This window comes from Luteibacter sp. ME-Dv--P-043b (genome assembly GCF_030209605.1).
In the GTDB taxonomy this organism is placed as follows: Bacteria; Pseudomonadota; Gammaproteobacteria; order Xanthomonadales; family Rhodanobacteraceae; genus Luteibacter.
Genome location: NZ_JARVRT010000012.1, coordinates 160,648 through 177,241, shown reverse-complemented (window position 1 = coordinate 177,241; position 16,594 = coordinate 160,648). Strand labels below are relative to the sequence as shown.

Annotated in this window: 15 protein-coding genes; 9 read left to right on the top strand and 6 right to left on the bottom strand. The window is 68.2% G+C overall.

Annotated features, from left to right (window positions below; genetic code table 11):
* Positions 1 to 16: 16 nt before the first annotated feature.
* The 3 genes from QRN34_RS07490 to QRN34_RS07480 all read left to right on the top strand — a co-directional run bounded on the left by QRN34_RS07490 (position 17) and on the right by QRN34_RS07480 (position 2,085).
* Positions 17 to 550, top strand: coding sequence for a sigma-70 family RNA polymerase sigma factor (locus QRN34_RS07490; protein WP_285403391.1), 534 nt, complete (start codon positions 17 to 19; stop codon positions 548 to 550).
* Positions 547 to 1,284 (top strand): DUF3379 family protein, encoded by a 738-nt coding sequence (locus tag QRN34_RS07485; RefSeq protein ID WP_285403390.1) that lies wholly within the window; start codon positions 547 to 549, stop codon positions 1,282 to 1,284. The genes QRN34_RS07490 and QRN34_RS07485 overlap by 4 nt, the downstream gene beginning before the upstream one ends.
* Positions 1,285 to 1,365: 81 nt before the next feature.
* The gene (locus QRN34_RS07480) at positions 1,366 to 2,085 is read left to right on the top strand and encodes a glycosyltransferase (RefSeq protein ID WP_285403389.1); all 720 of its coding nucleotides are present in this window, start codon (positions 1,366 to 1,368) and stop codon (positions 2,083 to 2,085) included.
* A 332-nt stretch (positions 2,086 to 2,417) separates the two neighbouring features.
* Here QRN34_RS07480 and QRN34_RS07475 read toward each other — a convergent pair whose 3' ends face one another.
* Together QRN34_RS07475 and QRN34_RS07470 are read right to left on the bottom strand one after the other, a co-directional pair.
* A complete protein-coding gene (locus QRN34_RS07475) occupies positions 2,418 to 3,377 on the bottom strand; it encodes a patatin-like phospholipase family protein (protein ID WP_285403388.1) in 960 nt (319 codons plus the stop codon).
* 13 nt (positions 3,378 to 3,390) lie between these two features.
* A complete protein-coding gene (locus QRN34_RS07470) occupies positions 3,391 to 4,383 on the bottom strand; it encodes a YafY family protein (RefSeq protein WP_036138794.1) in 993 nt (330 codons plus the stop codon).
* 194 nt (positions 4,384 to 4,577) lie between these two features.
* Between QRN34_RS07470 and QRN34_RS07465 the strand changes: the two genes are divergently transcribed.
* Entirely contained in the window at positions 4,578 to 5,504 is a 927-nt protein-coding gene (locus tag QRN34_RS07465; protein WP_285403387.1) for a hypothetical protein, read from the top strand.
* A gap of 85 nt (positions 5,505 to 5,589) precedes the next feature.
* Entirely contained in the window at positions 5,590 to 6,468 is an 879-nt protein-coding gene (locus tag QRN34_RS07460) for a DUF481 domain-containing protein (RefSeq protein ID WP_285403386.1), read from the top strand.
* 28 nt (positions 6,469 to 6,496) lie between these two features.
* Here the strand turns inward: QRN34_RS07460 and hemC are convergent, their stop codons facing one another.
* A complete protein-coding gene (hemC, locus tag QRN34_RS07455; RefSeq protein ID WP_285403385.1) occupies positions 6,497 to 7,417 on the bottom strand; it encodes a hydroxymethylbilane synthase in 921 nt (306 codons plus the stop codon).
* Positions 7,418 to 7,503: 86 nt separating this feature from the next.
* Positions 7,504 to 8,220, bottom strand: coding sequence for a LytTR family DNA-binding domain-containing protein (locus tag QRN34_RS07450; protein WP_285403384.1), 717 nt, complete (start codon positions 8,218 to 8,220; stop codon positions 7,504 to 7,506).
* A gap of 277 nt (positions 8,221 to 8,497) precedes the next feature.
* Here QRN34_RS07450 and QRN34_RS07445 point away from each other — a divergent pair, with 277 nt between their 5' ends.
* A complete protein-coding gene (locus QRN34_RS07445; protein WP_285403383.1) occupies positions 8,498 to 9,451 on the top strand; it encodes a hypothetical protein in 954 nt (317 codons plus the stop codon).
* A gap of 74 nt (positions 9,452 to 9,525) precedes the next feature.
* A complete protein-coding gene (locus tag QRN34_RS07440; protein WP_285403382.1) occupies positions 9,526 to 10,587 on the top strand; it encodes a hypothetical protein in 1,062 nt (353 codons plus the stop codon).
* Here QRN34_RS07440 and QRN34_RS07435 read toward each other — a convergent pair.
* Together QRN34_RS07435 and QRN34_RS07430 are read right to left on the bottom strand one after the other, a co-directional pair.
* Positions 10,571 to 11,653 (bottom strand): histidine kinase, encoded by a 1,083-nt coding sequence (locus QRN34_RS07435; RefSeq protein WP_285403381.1) that lies wholly within the window; start codon positions 11,651 to 11,653, stop codon positions 10,571 to 10,573. The genes QRN34_RS07440 and QRN34_RS07435 overlap by 17 nt on opposite strands.
* A gap of 40 nt (positions 11,654 to 11,693) precedes the next feature.
* Positions 11,694 to 12,359 (bottom strand): carboxylesterase, encoded by a 666-nt coding sequence (locus QRN34_RS07430; RefSeq protein WP_285403380.1) that lies wholly within the window; start codon positions 12,357 to 12,359, stop codon positions 11,694 to 11,696.
* Positions 12,360 to 12,534: 175 nt separating this feature from the next.
* Here QRN34_RS07430 and QRN34_RS07425 point away from each other — a divergent pair, with 175 nt between their 5' ends.
* A complete protein-coding gene (locus tag QRN34_RS07425) occupies positions 12,535 to 13,617 on the top strand; it encodes a hypothetical protein (protein WP_285403379.1) in 1,083 nt (360 codons plus the stop codon).
* A gap of 129 nt (positions 13,618 to 13,746) precedes the next feature.
* The gene (locus QRN34_RS07420) at positions 13,747 to 16,581 is read left to right on the top strand and encodes a TonB-dependent receptor (RefSeq protein WP_285403378.1); all 2,835 of its coding nucleotides are present in this window, start codon (positions 13,747 to 13,749) and stop codon (positions 16,579 to 16,581) included.
* The last annotated feature ends 13 nt before the right edge of the window (positions 16,582 to 16,594 follow it).

Below are 16,594 nucleotides of genomic sequence, written 5' to 3'. Positions count from 1 at the left end.
CTGAAAGGAAGTACGCATGCCGCCGGTCCATAAGGACGTGAACCCGAAGCAGCGCCAGTACGAAGCCATGGTGCGCGCCCTGTCGGCCGACCTTTACCGGTTCGCCTTCTGGCTGTCGCGCTCCGAAACCGTCGCCCAGGATCTGGTCCAGGAGACCTTCCTGCGCGCGTGGAAAAACCTCGACGCCTTGCGCGATGCCGAGTCCGCCAAGCCGTGGCTGATCACCATCCTGCGCCGCGAGCATGCCCGGCTTTACGAGCGCAAACGTTTCGACACGGTGGAGCTCGACGACAGCGTCGCCGAGGATGCCGCCCTCGCCAGCCCCGAACGCAGTGGCGATGCCGCCCAGGTCCGCGACGCCATGCTGAAACTGCCCGAGAAATACCGTGAACCCCTGGCCATGCAGGTGCTGGGCGGCATGAGCTGCGAGGAAATCGCCGAGGCGACCCACCAGCAGCCTGGTGCTGTCATGACCCAGCTGTTCCGCGCGCGCCAGCGGCTCAAGGCGATGCTGGGTGGACGCGCCGCCGCCGACGGAGGCCGCGCATGAACTGCCTCGAGTTCCGCCGCCGGATCACCGCCGAGCCGCGCTCGCGCGATGCCGCCCTGCTGGCGCACAGGGATGCCTGCCAGGAGGGCTGCGCGCCGTTCTGGCAGCGCGCGCAGCGCTTCGAGGACGACATGGAAACCGCGTTGTCCGCGATCTCCGTGCCCGACGGCCTGGCCGACCGCATCCTGCTCGCCCAGGCCACGCAGGAACGGCGCCGTCAGGTGGGCCATCGCCGTGCCTGGATGGCCATGGCCGCCTCCGTGCTGATCGCCTTCGGTGGCGTGGGCCTGCTCTGGCGGTATACGGATGCCCACTCGTTGCCCGCCCTGGCGGTCGCGCACATGCCGGGTGAGATGGATGCGCTGGCGATGACCCGGCCGATCACCGATGCCCAGGTCGAAGCCGGCTTCGTGGGGCGCGCCACGCGGCTCAGGGGGCCGGCACCCGCCGGCGTCACCTACGTGCACGACTGCACGGTGGGCCCGTATCCGGCCGTGCACCTGGTCACCCGGATGAACGATGAGCCCGTCGTCGCCCTCTATATGCCGGCCATGAAGACGGATGCTTCGGAGGAGTTCCATCGCGACGGCTGGGACGGTCGCCAGATCGCCCTGGCCGGCGGCACGCTGGTGGTGATGGCGCGGGGCGCCAGCCGCGGCACCATGGACGCCGTGGCACGCGGCTGGCAGCAGGCTATCGAGGGGCCGGTCGCCCCGGTTGTCGGACAGATCTGAACGAACGGCCGCCCTCGCGGCCCCATGCGGCGCCCGTTGCGCGATAATGCCGGCCCGAATCCACCAGCCCACGGAAACGCGATGACCGACCTCGCCGTGGTCGTGCCCGTCTTCAACGAGCGCGACAACATCCCGCCCCTCCTCGCCGAGATCGCTTCGGCGCTGCGCGGCCGGGTCGACTTCGAGATCATCTACGTCGACGACGACAGCACCGACGACAGCGTCGCCGTGCTCACCGCCGCGCGTGCGCAGTACCCGGAGCTGCGGATCATCCGCCACCTGACCCGCAGCGGTCAGAGCACCGCGGTATGGAATGGTGTCCGCGCCGCGCGCGCACCGTGGATCGCCACGCTGGACGGCGACGGCCAGAACGATCCGGCCGATATCCCCAAGCTGCTGGCCGCGCGCGCCGGCGCCGGTCCGGAACTCAAACTGTTCGCCGGCTGGCGCGTCACCCGCCGCGACAGCTTCAACAAGCGCATCTCGTCGAAGGTGGCCAACGCGGTGCGCTCGCGCATGCTCCAGGACAGCACGCCCGATACCGGCTGTGGCCTGAAGCTGTTCGAACGCGAGACCTTCATGCGCCTGCCCTACTTCGACCACATGCACCGCTACCTGCCGGCGCTGGTCAAGCGTGCCGGCTTCGCCAGCCAGAGCGTGCCCGTGGGCCACCGCCCGCGCACCGCCGGCACCTCGAAGTACGGCATGCTGGACCGCCTCTGGGTCGGCCTGGCCGACCTCCGCGGCGTGGCCTGGCTCATGCGCCGCGCCAAAGTCACCCGCACCGAAGAGGTGGCGTAGGAGCGCACGCACGTGCGCGAACCCTCTGCGTAGGGAGGGGCGAAGGAAGCCATGCGCCACAAAAGCGCAGGCGTTTCCGAGCGTCAAACGAAGCACAGCCGTGTGTTGCAAACGTACGGGCGTTTCCGAGCGTCAATCGAAGCACAGCCGTGCCTCACAACGATGTAGGCGTTTCCTAACGTCAAAAAGAACGCTGCCCGCCTTATAGGTGCGCGGGCGTTCGCGGGTGTAAAAGAGCCGAGGATGTGGGGTACGGAAACGCCTTCGTCTTTGTGGCGTATGGCTTCCCTCGCCGTTCCCTACATAGAGGGATCGCGCACGTACGTGCGCTCCTACAACGGTTTTATCAGCGGTTGGCGGGGTTGCCAGGTGTCCAGCATCTGTTGGGTGCGCACGCGGCCCAGCTCGATCAGCTCGCGGGCGCGGTAGAACTCGTACACCGTGGAGACGTTGCGCGGTATCTCGATGAGCAGGTCGGGCGGGTACGCGGCCAGGCGCAGGCGCGACAGGTTGGCCTGCATCAGGTCCATCGACTGGGTCATCAGGTCGAAGGCACCGGGGTCCTTGAGCTTGGGCTTGCCTTCGCCGACCGGCAGCCCACGGCGACCGAACAGTCGGCCCAGCCTCGCGCTGTAACCGTCGTCGGCCCCGGCCGTCACGTTCTTCTCCGGTGGCTGCTGCATCTCGGCCGCGCCGTCCACGCTTACCGCGATGACGTAATCGACGTCCTCGCGCATCAGCGGCAGCACCGGCAGCGGGTTGAGCAGCGCGCCGTCCACCAGGCGGCGGCCTTCGTGGGTATAGGGACGGAACAGGGTGGGGATGGCGATAGAGGCACGGATCGCGTCGAACAGTGGCCCCCGGGTCAGCCAGACCTCGCGCTCACGGTCGATGTCCGTGGCCACGGCCGTATAGGCGATCGGCAGTTCCTCGATGTTGACCTCGCCGATCAGCTCGCGCAGCGCGGCCATGATCCGGTCGCCCTTGATGAAACCACCACCGGAAAAGCTCCAGTCGACCAGGCGCAGCACGTCGAAACGCGCCAGCGTCGAGACCCAGTCGCGGTAGATATCCAGCTTGCCCATGCCGTAGATGCCGCCGATCAGCGCGCCCATCGACGTGCCGGCGATGGCGACGATCTCGAAACCCCGTTCCTCCAGCACCTCGATGGCGCCGATGTGGGCGAGTCCCTTGGCCGCCCCCGCCCCCAGGGCCAGGGCGACGCGCGGCTTGCGCGGTTCAGCGAGCGTGGCGGGCAGTGCGCCGGTCTCGGCAATATCGAAATCGCTCATGGACCGCGCGCGCTCAGTGGGAGTGGTTCGAACCGTTCTGGTAACCGGACAGCGCCAGTTGCAGCAGGATCTTCATTTCCTCGCGCAGTGGCAGCGGCGCGACGATTTCGGCGTCGGGGCCGTACTTCAGCACGTCCATCAGCAACTCGCGCGAGTTGGAGTAAGGCACCTTGAGCTCGTAGCGGCCATCGCCCAGCCACTCGCCCTTCTGCTGGGAGTGCCAGTGTTCGTCGGCGACCCAGCGCGCGGCGTGCGACGAGAAACGGATGGTGGCCCAGGCCTTGGGCTTGCCGGCGAAGATGCCGTAGCTGGAGGCGAGCAGGTCGTTGAGTTCGGCGTCCTCCACGTCCCTGGCCGGGGCATCCAGCGCCTGCGGCTCGGCGATGCGATCCACGGCGAAGCTGCGCAGGGCCTCGCGATCGTGGTCCCAGACGTCCAGGTACCAGTTGTCGCGGTAATGGGTGAGGCGCTGGGGCGAGACGGTCCGCTTGGTGTCGGAATTGGTGGTGCGCGCGCGGTAGCGGAAGCTGACCTGGCGCCGCTCCAGCGTGGCACCGGCGACGATCCGGAATACCTGCTGGTCCATCGTGCGCGCGCCCCAGGAGATCACCCGGATGCGATCCACCGGCAGTGCCTTGCCGCTGCCGTGGTCGGACAGCAGGCGCTCGATGCGGGCCTTGAACGGGGCCAGCGCACCGGCGAGCACGCCCGGATCGGAACGGCCGATCAACTCGTTCAACGCCATCAGCGCCGCCAGCTCGTCGCTGGTCAGCCACAGGCCGGGTAGTTCGAAGGAATCGCCTTCGTCCGCCTCGTAACGGAAGGAAGCCTGGTCGCCGGCGACGCTTTGCACCGGGGCACCCAGGGCATCGCGCAAGAAGGCCACATCTCGATAGAGGGTGGCGCGCGAGCACTCCAGTTCGTCCATCAACCGGGACAGGGGCACCGGGTAATGCGCGGACTTCAGCAGGCGGTGCAGGGTAAGAATGCGCTCGTAGCGGTCCATGGGTGTCGCCGGCAGGAGGAGCGTGGGGAAGTGTGTCCGCGCAGGCGTGACGCCCGTATCTACGCAGGCCAAGCATGGCGGCGCCCGGCGCCGTCCGCAAGGGAGTCTCGCCCGCCGCGCGACCGTGGGTTTGCGCCCGGGACGATAAGGCGCAAAAATGTGCCTTTGCGATTCGCCGAAGGCCTTTTTCGACCATGGCGGAACCCAACGACGCCGCCGTCGCGCTGGACCCTCTGGGCCGGCATGACGAAACCACGCCCGCGCGCAGCCTGTTCTCTACCTCCGTGGTGGTGATCCAGGCCTGCACGGCGGCGGGCTATGGCCTGTGGATGGTGCTCGGCACCGCCCTGGCGCTGGGTTTGTACCCCGACGGCCGCGGCGAGGTCCTGGTGCCGCTGTCGATCGGCCTGGTGCTGGTCAGCCTGGGCCTGGTGTCCACCTGCCTGCGGCTGCCCTTCGCCCCCGAGTGGCACGGATGGAATCCGGTGAAGCGGATGATGCCCACGCCCGAGGGCATGGTGGCGATGGCCAACTACCTGCCGATGCTCGCGCTGGCCGGCCTGGCCCGGGGCGGCAACGACTTCTGGGCCACCCGCCTCGCCGGAGCGGCCCTCATGCTCTGCAGCCTGGCCACCCTGGTCTACACGGCCCGCAGCGTGTCGCGTCACCTGCCGCCGTCGGTGGCCTCCGTGGCCAATGCGCTGCCGCTGGGCCGTACCGTCTCCGCCTTGTTCGCCGGTGGGTTGTGGTTCTGGCTGTGTGTGGCGCTGCAGACCGAGATGCCGATCAATCCGCTCAACCCCTGGCGACTCGCCCTGCTTGCCGTGGCGCTGGCGCTGGGTGTCGTGGAGGGCATGCGTTGGCGCGCGCTGCGGCAACTGGCGGAGGAGCGCGGTGCCGTGCACCGCCTTGAAACCGGGCGCACCGCGGTCTCCCTGCTGGCCTGGCGCTTCGCCGTGGCGGCGCTGTCAGTGGGGTTGCCGTGCGTGTTGCTGGTATCGCACCCGGCCGGACACCTGTTGCCCGTCGCGGCGGGTCTGGCCGCGTTAAGCTGCGTTATCGGTCAATGTCTCGAACAGCGGCTGTACGGGCGGGCCTATGTTTACTGGGTGAACGACTGACCTCGCAGCGAGGCGCGTTCCACCCGGCCTGGCCATCCAGACGGCCGCGGTTCCTTCGGTTTTCCATTCCATCTACGGGTCGACGATGAAACAACTCCTTCTCGCCACGCTCGTCCTTGCCGCGCTGCCGCTCGCCGCGTCGGCCCAGGACGCCACTGCCAACCCCACCTCGACGCCGGACCAGAATGCCGATGCCTCGAAGAACGGTGGCTGGACCGGCTCCGGCGAATTCGGCTTCGCGTCCTCGCGCGGCAACTCGCGGTCGGAAAACGCCAACGCCAAGCTCGGTTTCAACCAGGAAAACGAGCTGTGGAAGAACAACTTCTACCTCAACGGCCTGCGCTCCAAGGGTGAGGTCACGGTGGACGACCAGAACGGCAACCCCATCGACAAGTTCAGCACCACCGCCAACCGCTACGACACCGGCGCCTCGGTGGGCTACAAGTTCGACCCGCGCAGCTACGTGGTCACGGCCGCCCGCTACGAGCACGACGATTTCGGCGCCAACCTGTGGCAGGGCATCATCTCGGTGGGCTACGGCTACATCGCCCTGAAGAACGAGCGTGCGGAGCTCTCCTTCGAAATCGGTCCCGGTTTCAAGCGCTACCAGCCCGCGAAGACCACCCGGCAGGCGACCAACCCGGACGGCACGCCGGCTTTCGAGCCCGGCGGCGTCGTGCCCCTGGAAGAAACCTACAAGCCCGATGCCGAAAGCGAAGTGGTCGGCCGCAGCCTGATCAACGCCAAGTACCGCATTACCGACAACACGGCGGTGGAAGACACGCTGCTGGTGGAAGCGGGCTCGAAGAACCAGTACTACCAGAACGACATCGGCCTCTCGGTCAGCATGACCAAGAAGCTGGCGCTGAAGATCGGTTACCAGATTCGCTACAACAGCGACACGCTGCCCGGCACGGTCAGCACCGACAAGCTGACCACGACCAACCTCGTCTACAACTTCTGACGGCGCCGGAGCGCGGCCTGCCGCGCTCCTACCGCTGCGGCTGAAGCAGGGCGGCAGCGCCCTGGTCGAGCAGCATGGCGGCCACCTGGTGACCCAGGGTCACGGGATCGTCGGTGGTGCTGTCGGCCTGGGCGTGCAGCAGTTCGCCGGTCAGCGCGTCGCCCACCATGCCATGCAGGGTCAGGCCGTACTCGGCCACGACGCACCACGCGCCGATGGCGACGGCACAGCTGCCACCCAGGCGCTCGTTCATGGCGCGCTCGGCGTTCACCGCCAGCAAGGTGTCGGGGTCGGTCAGGGCGCCCAGCAGTCCGGCCACCCGTGCATCGCCCAGGCGCGATTCCACGGCGATGGCGCCCTGCCCGGGGGCGGGCAGCCAGTCGGGGCTGGCCAGCCGCGTGGTGATGCGATGGGCCATACCCAGGCGCTCCACGCCCGCGCAGGCCAGGATGATCGCGTCGTAGTGGCCTTCGTCCAGTTTCGCCAGCCGCGTGTTGACGTTGCCGCGAAGGTCGAGCAGTTGCAGGTCGCCCCGTACCGCGCGCAGCTGGGCCTGCCGGCGCAGCGACGAGGTGCCCACGCGCGCGCCGTTGGGCAGGTCGGCCAGCGTCGCGTAGTGGTTGCTGATGAAGGCGTCGGCCGCGTCCGCGCGCGGCAGGATGGCCGACAACTCGAAGCCCGGCTCCAGCGCGGCCGGCACATCCTTGAGCGAGTGCACCGCGATGTCCGCGCGGCCGTCCTGCATCGCCACTTCCAGCTCCTTGAGGAACAGGCCCTTGCCGCCGATGGTGGCCAGCGAGCGGTCGAGGATCTCGTCGCCGCGCGTGGACAGCGGCACCAGCTCCACCACGAGTCCCGGATGCGCCTGGCGCAGGAGGACGGCCACGTGCTCGGCCTGCCACAGGGCCAGCGCGCTCTTGCGCGTGGCGATACGAAGCGGTGGGGTCATGGGATCCTGGCGGCGGCTCGGGCGAAACGGTGATTGTCCCGCAAACCGCCATCGCGTGCAGCGCGACGGGGTGTCGCGCGGGGCATTCAGCCGCCTTCGGCTCGCAGCAGCTGGCGCACGGCGGGCAGGTTGCGCCGGCTGACTTCCGGGGTCACCTCCGTGCCTGCCAGGCGCGCCAGCACGCGCCCGTCGGCCAGCGACTTCAGGCCCAGCAGGCGCGTGCGCGGCACCAGGCAGTTGCGGTGCAGGCGAACCAGGCGGTCGGGATGCGCGGTCTCCAGCTGGCGCAGCGACTCGTCGATCAGCCACATGCCGGCCGCGTGGTGTACCTCGACGTATTTGTCGTCGGCGAGCAGGTACAGCACATCGCCCAGTGCCACCCGTACCTCATCGTTGCCGCTGCGCGCGCGCAGCCAGGCCCCGCGCGTGGGTAGCGATGCCTGGGGGCGGCGCGCGGCGGCGCGGTCCAGCGCGTCGCCCAGTCGTTCGGCGCGCACCGGCTTGAGCAGGTAGTCGGTGGCGCCGAGGTCGAAGGCGCTCACGGCGTGCTGTTCGTAGGCGGTGCAGAAGATCACCTGCGGCCGTTCCGCCATGGCCGCCAGCTGCCGGGCCACGGCCGTGCCGGACAGGCCGGGCATCTCCACGTCCAGCAGCACCACGTCGGGCCGCAGCGACAGGCAGGCGTCGAGCGTGGCGTCGCCGTCGGCGGACTCGCCGACGATCTCGACCTCGCCACGCGCCGCCAGCAGCACCCTCAGGCGCGCACGGGCCAGCGGCTCGTCATCGGCGATCAGGACGCGCATGCGCCGGGCTCCGGGTGGAAAGCGTCGATGCTATCAGCGTCGCCGGCGACGCACGTGACCGGCAGGCGGGTGCGGGAGTGAGACGCGGGTCACGGTGTGGGCAGGCCCGGCCCGCGTTGTTCTCCTGGAGAGGGGACACATCACGCTACCTATCCGAGGATTCATGATGATATCGAGCAAGCGTAGTCCTTCCGCGCGATCGGCCTGTCGTGCCGTATCGCTGGCCACCGTCGGCGTGCTTGCTGTCGCCGCGGCGACAGTGCAAGCGCAAGCGGGCATGCCTTCCATCCCGGCGCAGGCCCAGGCCCAGGCGTCCGCCCGCTGGCACGATACGCTTACCGTCCAGGGTCCTCCTGACGCGGGCTGCTACAGCGCGTTGTTCCCCAGTGCCATATGGACGCCTGAACGGTGCGCGCCGCCACCGAAGCACGTGTCGCCGCCCGTCCATAAGGTCGTGGACTCCCGTACGGGCCGGGTCACCCTGCAGGCCGTCGCACCGACCACCGGCAACGGCAACGATTACGCCGCGCAGACGAACGGTCTTACCCGCAGCGCCGTGGGTAGTTTCCCGGCGGTCACGGGCGTTAACGCCGGCGGTACGCAGCCCTACACGCTGCAGATCAACACGACCACGGGCAGCAATCCGGCCGCGTGTCCCCAGTACGGTTACTCATCGTGCAGTACCTGGCAGCAGTTCCTCTATGACACCGGCGATGGCGAAGGCGCTTCGGTCTATATCCAGGACTGGCTCTACGTGGGCAGTGCCTCCGAGTACGCCAGCAAGGGTTGCCCGGCGGACTGGACGCCTTACGCGGACGATCAGGCCTGCTATCGCAACAGCGATGCGATCTCCGTCGGCTACTTCCCGCTCGCCAGCCTGGGCAGCATGCGTCTCAGCGGTGTTGCCAACCAGAACGGCAGGGATGTCGTAACGCTGACGGTAAACGGAAAGTCATTCACGGCCTCGCAGCCGGCCACCACCCTCGACATCGCCAGGATCTGGAAGCAGTCGGAGTTCAACGTCTTCGGCTACGGCGGGGACAAACCGCTGGTGACGTTCAATCCGGGCTCCACGGTGAACGTGCGCCTGAACGTCGTCGACGGTAGCACCAACGCACCGAGCTGCCTGCAGAACGCCGGTACGACCTTCGAGCAGAACAACCTCACGCTGGGTAGCTGCACGGCTTCGGGCGGCACGTCTCCGGGCATCCAGTTCAGCGAGTCCAACTAACGACAGGGTCAGTCACCGTTCCTGCCTGCGCAGGGGCGGTGCCATCACGCCATACCACTTCCTGAGGAACCGCCATGATCTCGAGTAAGAACCACCACGCTGCGCCGACCGTTCGTCGGGCCCTGTTGATCGCCATCATCAGCGGCTCCCCCTTCGCCGCCATGGCGCAGGTGCCCGTCGATACCGTGGCCGTCGAAGCCCGGGCACAGGCCATGACGCACTGGCATGACACGCTGATCGCCCAGGGGCCGCCGAGTACCGGCTGCTATCGCGCCTCGTTTCCCAGCTATGCATGGACCGCCGAAACGTGCGCCCCGCCGCCGAAGCGCATGTTTCCGTCGGGTCACAGAACGACACGCGACACGCGGGCCGGGCAGGTGACTCAGGCGGCCGTCCAACCGCTGGACGCAGGCAACGGCGTCGACTATGCCGCACAGACCACCGGCCTGACGCGCAGCGCCGTGGGCAGTTTTCCGAAGGTGAGCGGCGTCGACAGCGGCGGCTCGCAGACCTACACCTTGCAGATGAACACCACCTCCGCAAGCAATCCGGGTGCATGCACGCAATACGGCTTTTCCACCTGCGAGACCTGGCAGCAGTTCATCTACGACACCAACGACGGCAGCGCCACCGGCATCGGCATCTACATGCAGGACTGGTTCTACGTCGGCAGCGCATCGGAGTACAAGAGCAAGGGGTGCCCGGATGGCTGGGGTGCCTACGCGGAACAGCAAGCGTGCTATCGCAACAGCAAGGAAGTGGCGCTGGCCTACGTGCCCCTGTCCAGCCTCGGCAGCGTACGCCTGGCCGGCGCCGCCAACCAGAACGGCAAGGACGTGGTGACGTTCACCGTCAACGGCACCGTGCATGCCGTGTCCCAGCCCGCCAGCACGCTCAACATCGGCAAGATCTGGAAAGAGACGGAGTTCAACGTCATCGGGGGAACGCCTCCCGCCGTGTCGTTCAACTCGGGATCCCACGTGAACGTGCGCCTCGACGTGGTCGACGGCACCACCAATGCGCCGGCCTGCCTGGCCAACGCCGGCACGACGGCGGAAACGAACAACCTCAACCTCGGTCCGTGCACCGCCGCCGGCGGCACGTCACCGAATATCCAGTTCAGCGAGTCCAACTAGCGCGGCGGGGAAGCAACCGCTGACCGGGCTCCGGGAGGAACACCGTGACGACGAACCTGTCGTCATGGCGTTCCGTGCGTACGCTGGCGCGTTGTCCGAAATGGTAGGCGACGCGCTCGCGGACGTTGCGCAACCCGTGCCCCGTGCCGGGGTTGGCGGATGACCCGGGCAGCGTGTTTTCGATGACGATTTCCACCCCGCCGGGCACGCGATGCCCGGCGAGGCGGATGCGCCCGCCATGGCGGCTGGGCTGGATACCGTGGCGGACCGCATTTTCCACCAGCGGTTGCAGCAACAGGCGTGGCAGCGGCAGGTCGACCGGGACGTCGATGGCGCGTTCGACGTGCAGGCGGTCGCCCAGGCGCAGCGCTTCGATATCCAGGTAGCGATCCACCAGCATCCACTCCTCGCCCAGCGTACCGAGGGACTCGTGATCGGTGCCCAGTGCCGCGCGGAACAGCTCGGCCAGGTTTTCCACGGTGCGCTCGGCGGCATCCGGATCGACCCGGATCAGGGCGGCCACCGCGTTCATGCTGTTGAACAGGAAATGGGGCCGGATGCGCGCCTGCAAGGCCGCCACCTGCGCCTGCGCGGCGGTCGCCACGCGCACCTGCCACTGCGCCACCACGTAGAAATAACGAAGCAGCCCCGCTCCGAGCAGGCCGGTGGCGATGCTGGCATCACGGACGAAGCGCACGCGGGAGACCGGGGTCATGCCGGTGTGGATGCTGTGGTCCACCCAGCCGATCACCGCGGCGCTCACGCCGACGAGCAGCACCAGCAGCAGCCACACGGCGGCATACGGCAGCAGGCCGGGCAGCCGTTGCATCCAGGGGGTCAGCTTGCACAGGGCCACGGTCAGCAGCACCGCCAGCCAGCTGGTGAAAAGCACCGCCGTGCCGTAATCGCCGAGGTCGCCCCGGCTGCCGGGCGCCAGCCACATCAGCGTGACGGTGAGCGCGCCGACCACCAGTAACGCGAACAGCACCGGCAGGCTGCAGAAATCGGGCAGCGGCGCCGAGGGCGGGCGCGGAACCGGGGCGGTGTCGTCGGGAGCGGCGGGCATGGCGGGAGTATGCCGGAAGGCCCGCTGACCTCGCGCGGCTTCAGCGGTCGGTGAAGCGGTGCCCCAGCCAGGCACGGATGTCCGCGATCTCCGGCAGGCTGACCTGGTGGGCCATGGGGTAGCTGTGCCAGTCCACGTGGTGGCCCAGCGCTTCGAGCGCCTGTCGCGAGTACTCGGCCAGTGCCATCGGCACGACGGGGTCGGCGCTGCCGTGGCCCCAGAAAAGGGGCGTGGAGCGGTTCGCGTCGCTGCGTTCCGCTTCCAGCGTATCCGCCAGGGGCAGATAGGCCGACAGAACGAGCAGGCCGGCCAGCGCCTCTCTGTGGCGCAGGCCGGCGCAGAGGGTCATGGCGCCGCCCTGCGAGAAACCGGCGAGGATGATGTGGTCGGCCGGCACCCCGCGGTCGACCTCACGTGCGATCAGCGTATCCACCTCGTGGATCGACGCATGGATGCCCTCGGCATCCTGTTTATCCGCGATGGACACGCCCTTGATGTCGTACCACGCCCGCATCGGCACGCCGTTGTTCACCGTGACCGGGCGCACCGGCGCGTGCGGGAAGACGAAGCGGATGGGGGGCCAGGACGGATCGACCAGCTCGGGCACGATGGGCGCGAAGTCGTTGCCATCGGCGCCGAGCCCGTGCAGCCAGAGGACCGTCCAGGTGGGCGACGGGCCGGTTTCCTTCTCGACAGTGGGGAGCATGGCGTTTTTCCGGATTCGAAGACCCCCGATGCTACCAGTCGCCTCCGGGGCAGGACATGCGCTGCCCGGCACGCACGAAAGTGTGACGCAGTTCACGGGGTGGACGCCTCCGGCTCCCGTTTCAGGAGAAGGGGAAAGACCAGGGCAACCTTTTATTCGCTAGTGAGGACTCACCATGCTTTCGAGCAATCGCTTCTGTGCGACGCCGTTCATCCGCCGTGCGCTGCTGGCCGCCATCGTTGCCGGCCTTCCCGGCGCTGCCGCGTTCGCGCAGCCGGCTACCGACCAGATGGCCGCGCAGGCCCATGCCCAGGCCGTCGCCGGCTGGCACGACAACCTCACCGCGCAGGGCGCGCCCAGCACCGGCTGCTACCGCGCCTCGTTCCCCAGCAACACGTGGACGGCCGAACAGTGCGCGCCGCCGCCGAAGCTCATGTCGGCCGCCATCCTGACCGCTGCCACGAAGGCGGCCGTCGCGGCGCACAAGGGTCGTGTCACCCCGCAGGCCGCGACGAGCGGCACCCTCACCACCGGCAACGGCAACGACTACGCCGCGAAGACCGGCGGCTTCACGAAAACCGCGGTGGGTACGTTCCCGACGGTGACCGGCGTCAACAGCGGCGGCTCGCAGAACTATTCGTTGCAGATCAACACCGACATCGGCAGCAACCCGACCACCTGCAGCCAGTTCGGCTACAGCAGCTGCCAGACCTGGGAGCAGTTCATCTATGCCACCGACGATGGCAACGGCCCTGTCGCGTTCATCCAGAACTGGTTCTTCGCCGGTAGCGATTCCGAATACAACAGCCAGGGTTGCCCATCGGGCTGGAACGCCTACCCGGACCAGGACGCCTGCTACAGGAACAGCAACGCCGTGTCGGTGAGCTACGTGCCGCTTGCCAACCTCGCCAGCATCCGACTGACCGGTGCGGCCAACCAGAGCGGCAAGGACAGCGTGACCTTCACCATCAACGGCACGGCCCACACGGTGTCCGAATCGGCCACCACGCTTAACATCGGCAAGATCTGGAAGCAGTCCGAGTTCAATATTTTCGGTAACGATTCGTCGCAGCCCCTGGTGTCGTTCAACCGTGGCTCGAAGTTGAACGTGCGTGTCGGCGTGACGGACGGCAGCACCAGCGCGCCCACCTGCCTGTCGGGCGCCGGTACGACGTTCGAGCAGAACAACCTGGCACTCGGTTCCTGCACGGCCTCCGGCGGCTCGTCGCCGGCGATCCAGTTCAGCGAATCCAACTAAAGCCGCATGCGTAAACAGGGCGGGTCGCGCCGAGGTTGACAGCCTCGCGCGACCCGCGCTGAATACGGGGTCCACGGAGGGGATGCCACACGCATGCCGTTGCGACCCAGGGGACGTCCGTTTTGCCGCATGGCCCTGGTCGTGACCATGGCGGCTGCCCCGTGTTCCGCGGTCGCCGGGGAATCGTCCCCGCCGCGCGCCTTCCATATCGCCGCGGGCAAACTGGACGATGTGCTACAGGCGTTCACTCGCGACAGCGGCATCGAGTTGCTGTATCCCGCCGACACGGTGCATACCCTGGACAGCCCGGGCGTCACCGCCGTCACCACCGATCGCGACGCCTTGGATCGCCTGCTCCGCGGTACCGGCCTGGCCGTGGTTCCCGCGGGCGAACGGGCCTTCGTCCTGCGCGCCAGTCCGCTCGGTATCCATCCGCCCGGTGCGCGAGCCCCGAGCAAGGCGCCCGTCGCCGTACCGCTGGAACCGGTGGAGGTTACCGGCACCCATATCCGTCGCACCGAGATGGAAACGGCGTCGCCCGTCACGGTGATCAGCCGCGAGCAGATCGATCGCGGCGGCTACGAAACCCTCTACGACCTGCTTCGCGCGCAGCCCGGTCTGCGCGTGGTGAACGCGGGCGTGGGCGTGTCCAACGTCGCGCTGTTCCAGAACAACGGACTGGCCGGCGCCACCGGCGCGTCGTCCGTGGACCTGCGTGGCCTGGGCTCGTACGCCACGCTGGTGCTGGTGGACGGGCACCGGCTGGCAGGTTATGGACTGGCGCAGGACGACCTGGGTACGGTCACCGACCTCAACGGCATACCGCTGGCCATGGTGGATCACGTGGACATCCTGCGCGACGGCGCCTCGGCCATCTACGGCTCCGACGCCATGGCCGGCGTCATCAACATCGTGCTGCGCAAGAAGCTGGACGGCGTGCGCGCCTCGTTGGCCACGGGTCTTTCCACGCGCGGTGACGCCTTGCAGCGTCGCGTCTCGGCCAGCCTGGGCGGTCGCCTCGGCGAGCATGGCAACCTCCTGCTGATGGTGGACAGCCTCGACCGGGCACCCACGCTGGGTCGTGACCGTGCATGGAGCCGCCCGGCGCAGGCGGCGACGGCGTCGAACGGCCCCGAGGCGGCCGACGACTTCTACCTGCAGGGAGCGCAGCTGCGCTCGCAGGCGGCCGACTGCACGGGACCCATCCCGACGGGCGATAGCCGCTGCGTCGATGCATCGTCCGCGCAGACCACGGTGCAGACCGGCATGCGTAGCCACGCGATGTACCTGCATGCGGACCAGACGATCGGTGAGGTGCAGGCCTATGCGGATCTTCGCTGGACGTCGCAGAAGCAGCGCCAGCAGACCGCGCCGCTGAAGTACAACGTGGTGCTTCCCGCCGGCACGTCGGACAATCCGGATGACGCCTCGCGCATTTTCTATGGCTATCGCTTCGACGACGTGGGGCCCGTGCGCGATGTCACCACGTCGGACACGTACGTGTTCACCGCCGGCTTGCATGGGCCATGGGGTGACGGCGACTGGCACGTCGATGTGGACGGGCAACGCGGCAGCTACGACGACTATCTCGGCGGCCTCTTGCCGTCCGACAGCCTGACCCGTGCGCTGGACGATGGCAGCTACCAGCTGAAGCGACGCAACGCCCCGTCCCTGCTCACCACCCTGTCACCCACGGCGAACCGGCATGCACGCAGCGCGCGCGATGCCCTGCGTTTCCAGACGACCCACCCGCTGGCGACCCTGGCGGGCGGCCCGCTCGTGGTCACGGCCGGTGCGGAAGTCGCCAGCGATCGCCTCGACGACCGACCGGATGCGCTGCTGACCTCCGGCCGGGTGTTCCAGTTCGTCAGTCCAAGCGATCGCTCGGCCAGCCGCTGGACCACATCGGCTTATGCGGAAGCCAATGCACCGCTGACGTCGCGGCTGGAGGTCGGCCTGGCGTGGCGGGTCGACCGGTCCGAGGGCTACGGCAACGCGTTTTCGCCCAAGGCGACGCTACGCTGGAACGTGACCGGGACACTCACGGCGCGCGCGACATGGGCTCGCGGCTACCGTGCGCCCGCCACCCTGGACCTCAGTCGTGCGTCGCCCAGCTACCCGAACGGCTTCCTGCTTGACGTACCGGACAGCCTGCTGCCGTGCCGGGTGCTGGCGGTGCCCGCCACCGACGCCAACACCTGCTACCTGACGATGTCCACGGTACGTAACCGGGACCTGCGGCCGGAAACCTCGCACAGCCACACGCTCGGCCTGGTATGGGCCCCGTCGCCGGTGGCCAGTCTCGCGCTGGACTATTTCGCACTGCGTCGCGACCACGAGATCGACAGCCTGCCGTTGTCGTACGCCCTGACTCATCCGGAGACGTACCCACAAGCCTTTGCACGTGATGCGTCCGGTGAACTGACCGGGCTACGGCAGCAGTGGGTGAACCTGGGCCACACCAGTGCCCGCACCCTCGATGTGGACGGCGAGGCCCGACTGGTCGACCGCCCGGCCTGGGGCGTGGACCTGAAAGTCACGGGCAGCTACCTGTGGCAGCTGGACCGGCAGACCTTCGATGGCACGCCCGTTGCCCACGGTGCCGGCTACGCTTCGCAACCGCGCTGGACCGGCCTGGCCGAGGTCGTGCTGCACACGGGCGACTGGACCGTGTCCGCCAACGCGCGTTATACGGGCCGCTATCGCAATGCGCAGTCGTCGACGGATCCGCTGGGTTGCGAAACGGATGGCGGCACCGCCGTGCACTGTTCCACGCCGGATTTCATCCTCGTGGATGCCGGCCTGGCCTATCGCGGCGTACCGCGTTGGACCTTCGCGCTCAACCTGCACAACGTGTTCGACCACGCCCCCGTGTACTACGGCTCCCCCGGCATCGCGTACAACCCGTTGTTCGACGACGTCATCGGCCGGGCCTGGTTGGGGACAGTGTCGTTCCGGCTGTGAGCGCCCACCCCCC

Bases quoted from the DNA above. Each gene is read 5' to 3' on its own strand.
- QRN34_RS07435 (WP_285403381.1), bottom strand. From the start codon at position 11,653: ATGCCCGCCGCTCCCGACGACACCGCCCCGGTTCCGCGCCCGCCCTCG.
- QRN34_RS07485 (WP_285403390.1), top strand. From the start codon at position 547: ATGAACTGCCTCGAGTTCCGCCGCCGGATCACCGCCGAGCCGCGCTCG.
- QRN34_RS07450 (WP_285403384.1), bottom strand. From the start codon at position 8,220: ATGCGCGTCCTGATCGCCGATGACGAGCCGCTGGCCCGTGCGCGCCTG.
- QRN34_RS07480 (WP_285403389.1), top strand. From the start codon at position 1,366: ATGACCGACCTCGCCGTGGTCGTGCCCGTCTTCAACGAGCGCGACAAC.
- hemC (WP_285403385.1), bottom strand. From the start codon at position 7,417: ATGACCCCACCGCTTCGTATCGCCACGCGCAAGAGCGCGCTGGCCCTG.
- QRN34_RS07425 (WP_285403379.1), top strand. From the start codon at position 12,535: ATGCTTTCGAGCAATCGCTTCTGTGCGACGCCGTTCATCCGCCGTGCG.
- QRN34_RS07420 (WP_285403378.1), top strand. From the start codon at position 13,747: ATGGCCCTGGTCGTGACCATGGCGGCTGCCCCGTGTTCCGCGGTCGCC.
- QRN34_RS07460 (WP_285403386.1), top strand. From the start codon at position 5,590: ATGAAACAACTCCTTCTCGCCACGCTCGTCCTTGCCGCGCTGCCGCTC.
- QRN34_RS07490 (WP_285403391.1), top strand. From the start codon at position 17: ATGCCGCCGGTCCATAAGGACGTGAACCCGAAGCAGCGCCAGTACGAA.
- QRN34_RS07475 (WP_285403388.1), bottom strand. From the start codon at position 3,377: ATGAGCGATTTCGATATTGCCGAGACCGGCGCACTGCCCGCCACGCTC.
- QRN34_RS07430 (WP_285403380.1), bottom strand. From the start codon at position 12,359: ATGCTCCCCACTGTCGAGAAGGAAACCGGCCCGTCGCCCACCTGGACG.
- QRN34_RS07440 (WP_285403382.1), top strand. From the start codon at position 9,526: ATGATCTCGAGTAAGAACCACCACGCTGCGCCGACCGTTCGTCGGGCC.
- QRN34_RS07445 (WP_285403383.1), top strand. From the start codon at position 8,498: ATGCCTTCCATCCCGGCGCAGGCCCAGGCCCAGGCGTCCGCCCGCTGG.
- QRN34_RS07465 (WP_285403387.1), top strand. From the start codon at position 4,578: ATGGCGGAACCCAACGACGCCGCCGTCGCGCTGGACCCTCTGGGCCGG.
- QRN34_RS07470 (WP_036138794.1), bottom strand. From the start codon at position 4,383: ATGGACCGCTACGAGCGCATTCTTACCCTGCACCGCCTGCTGAAGTCC.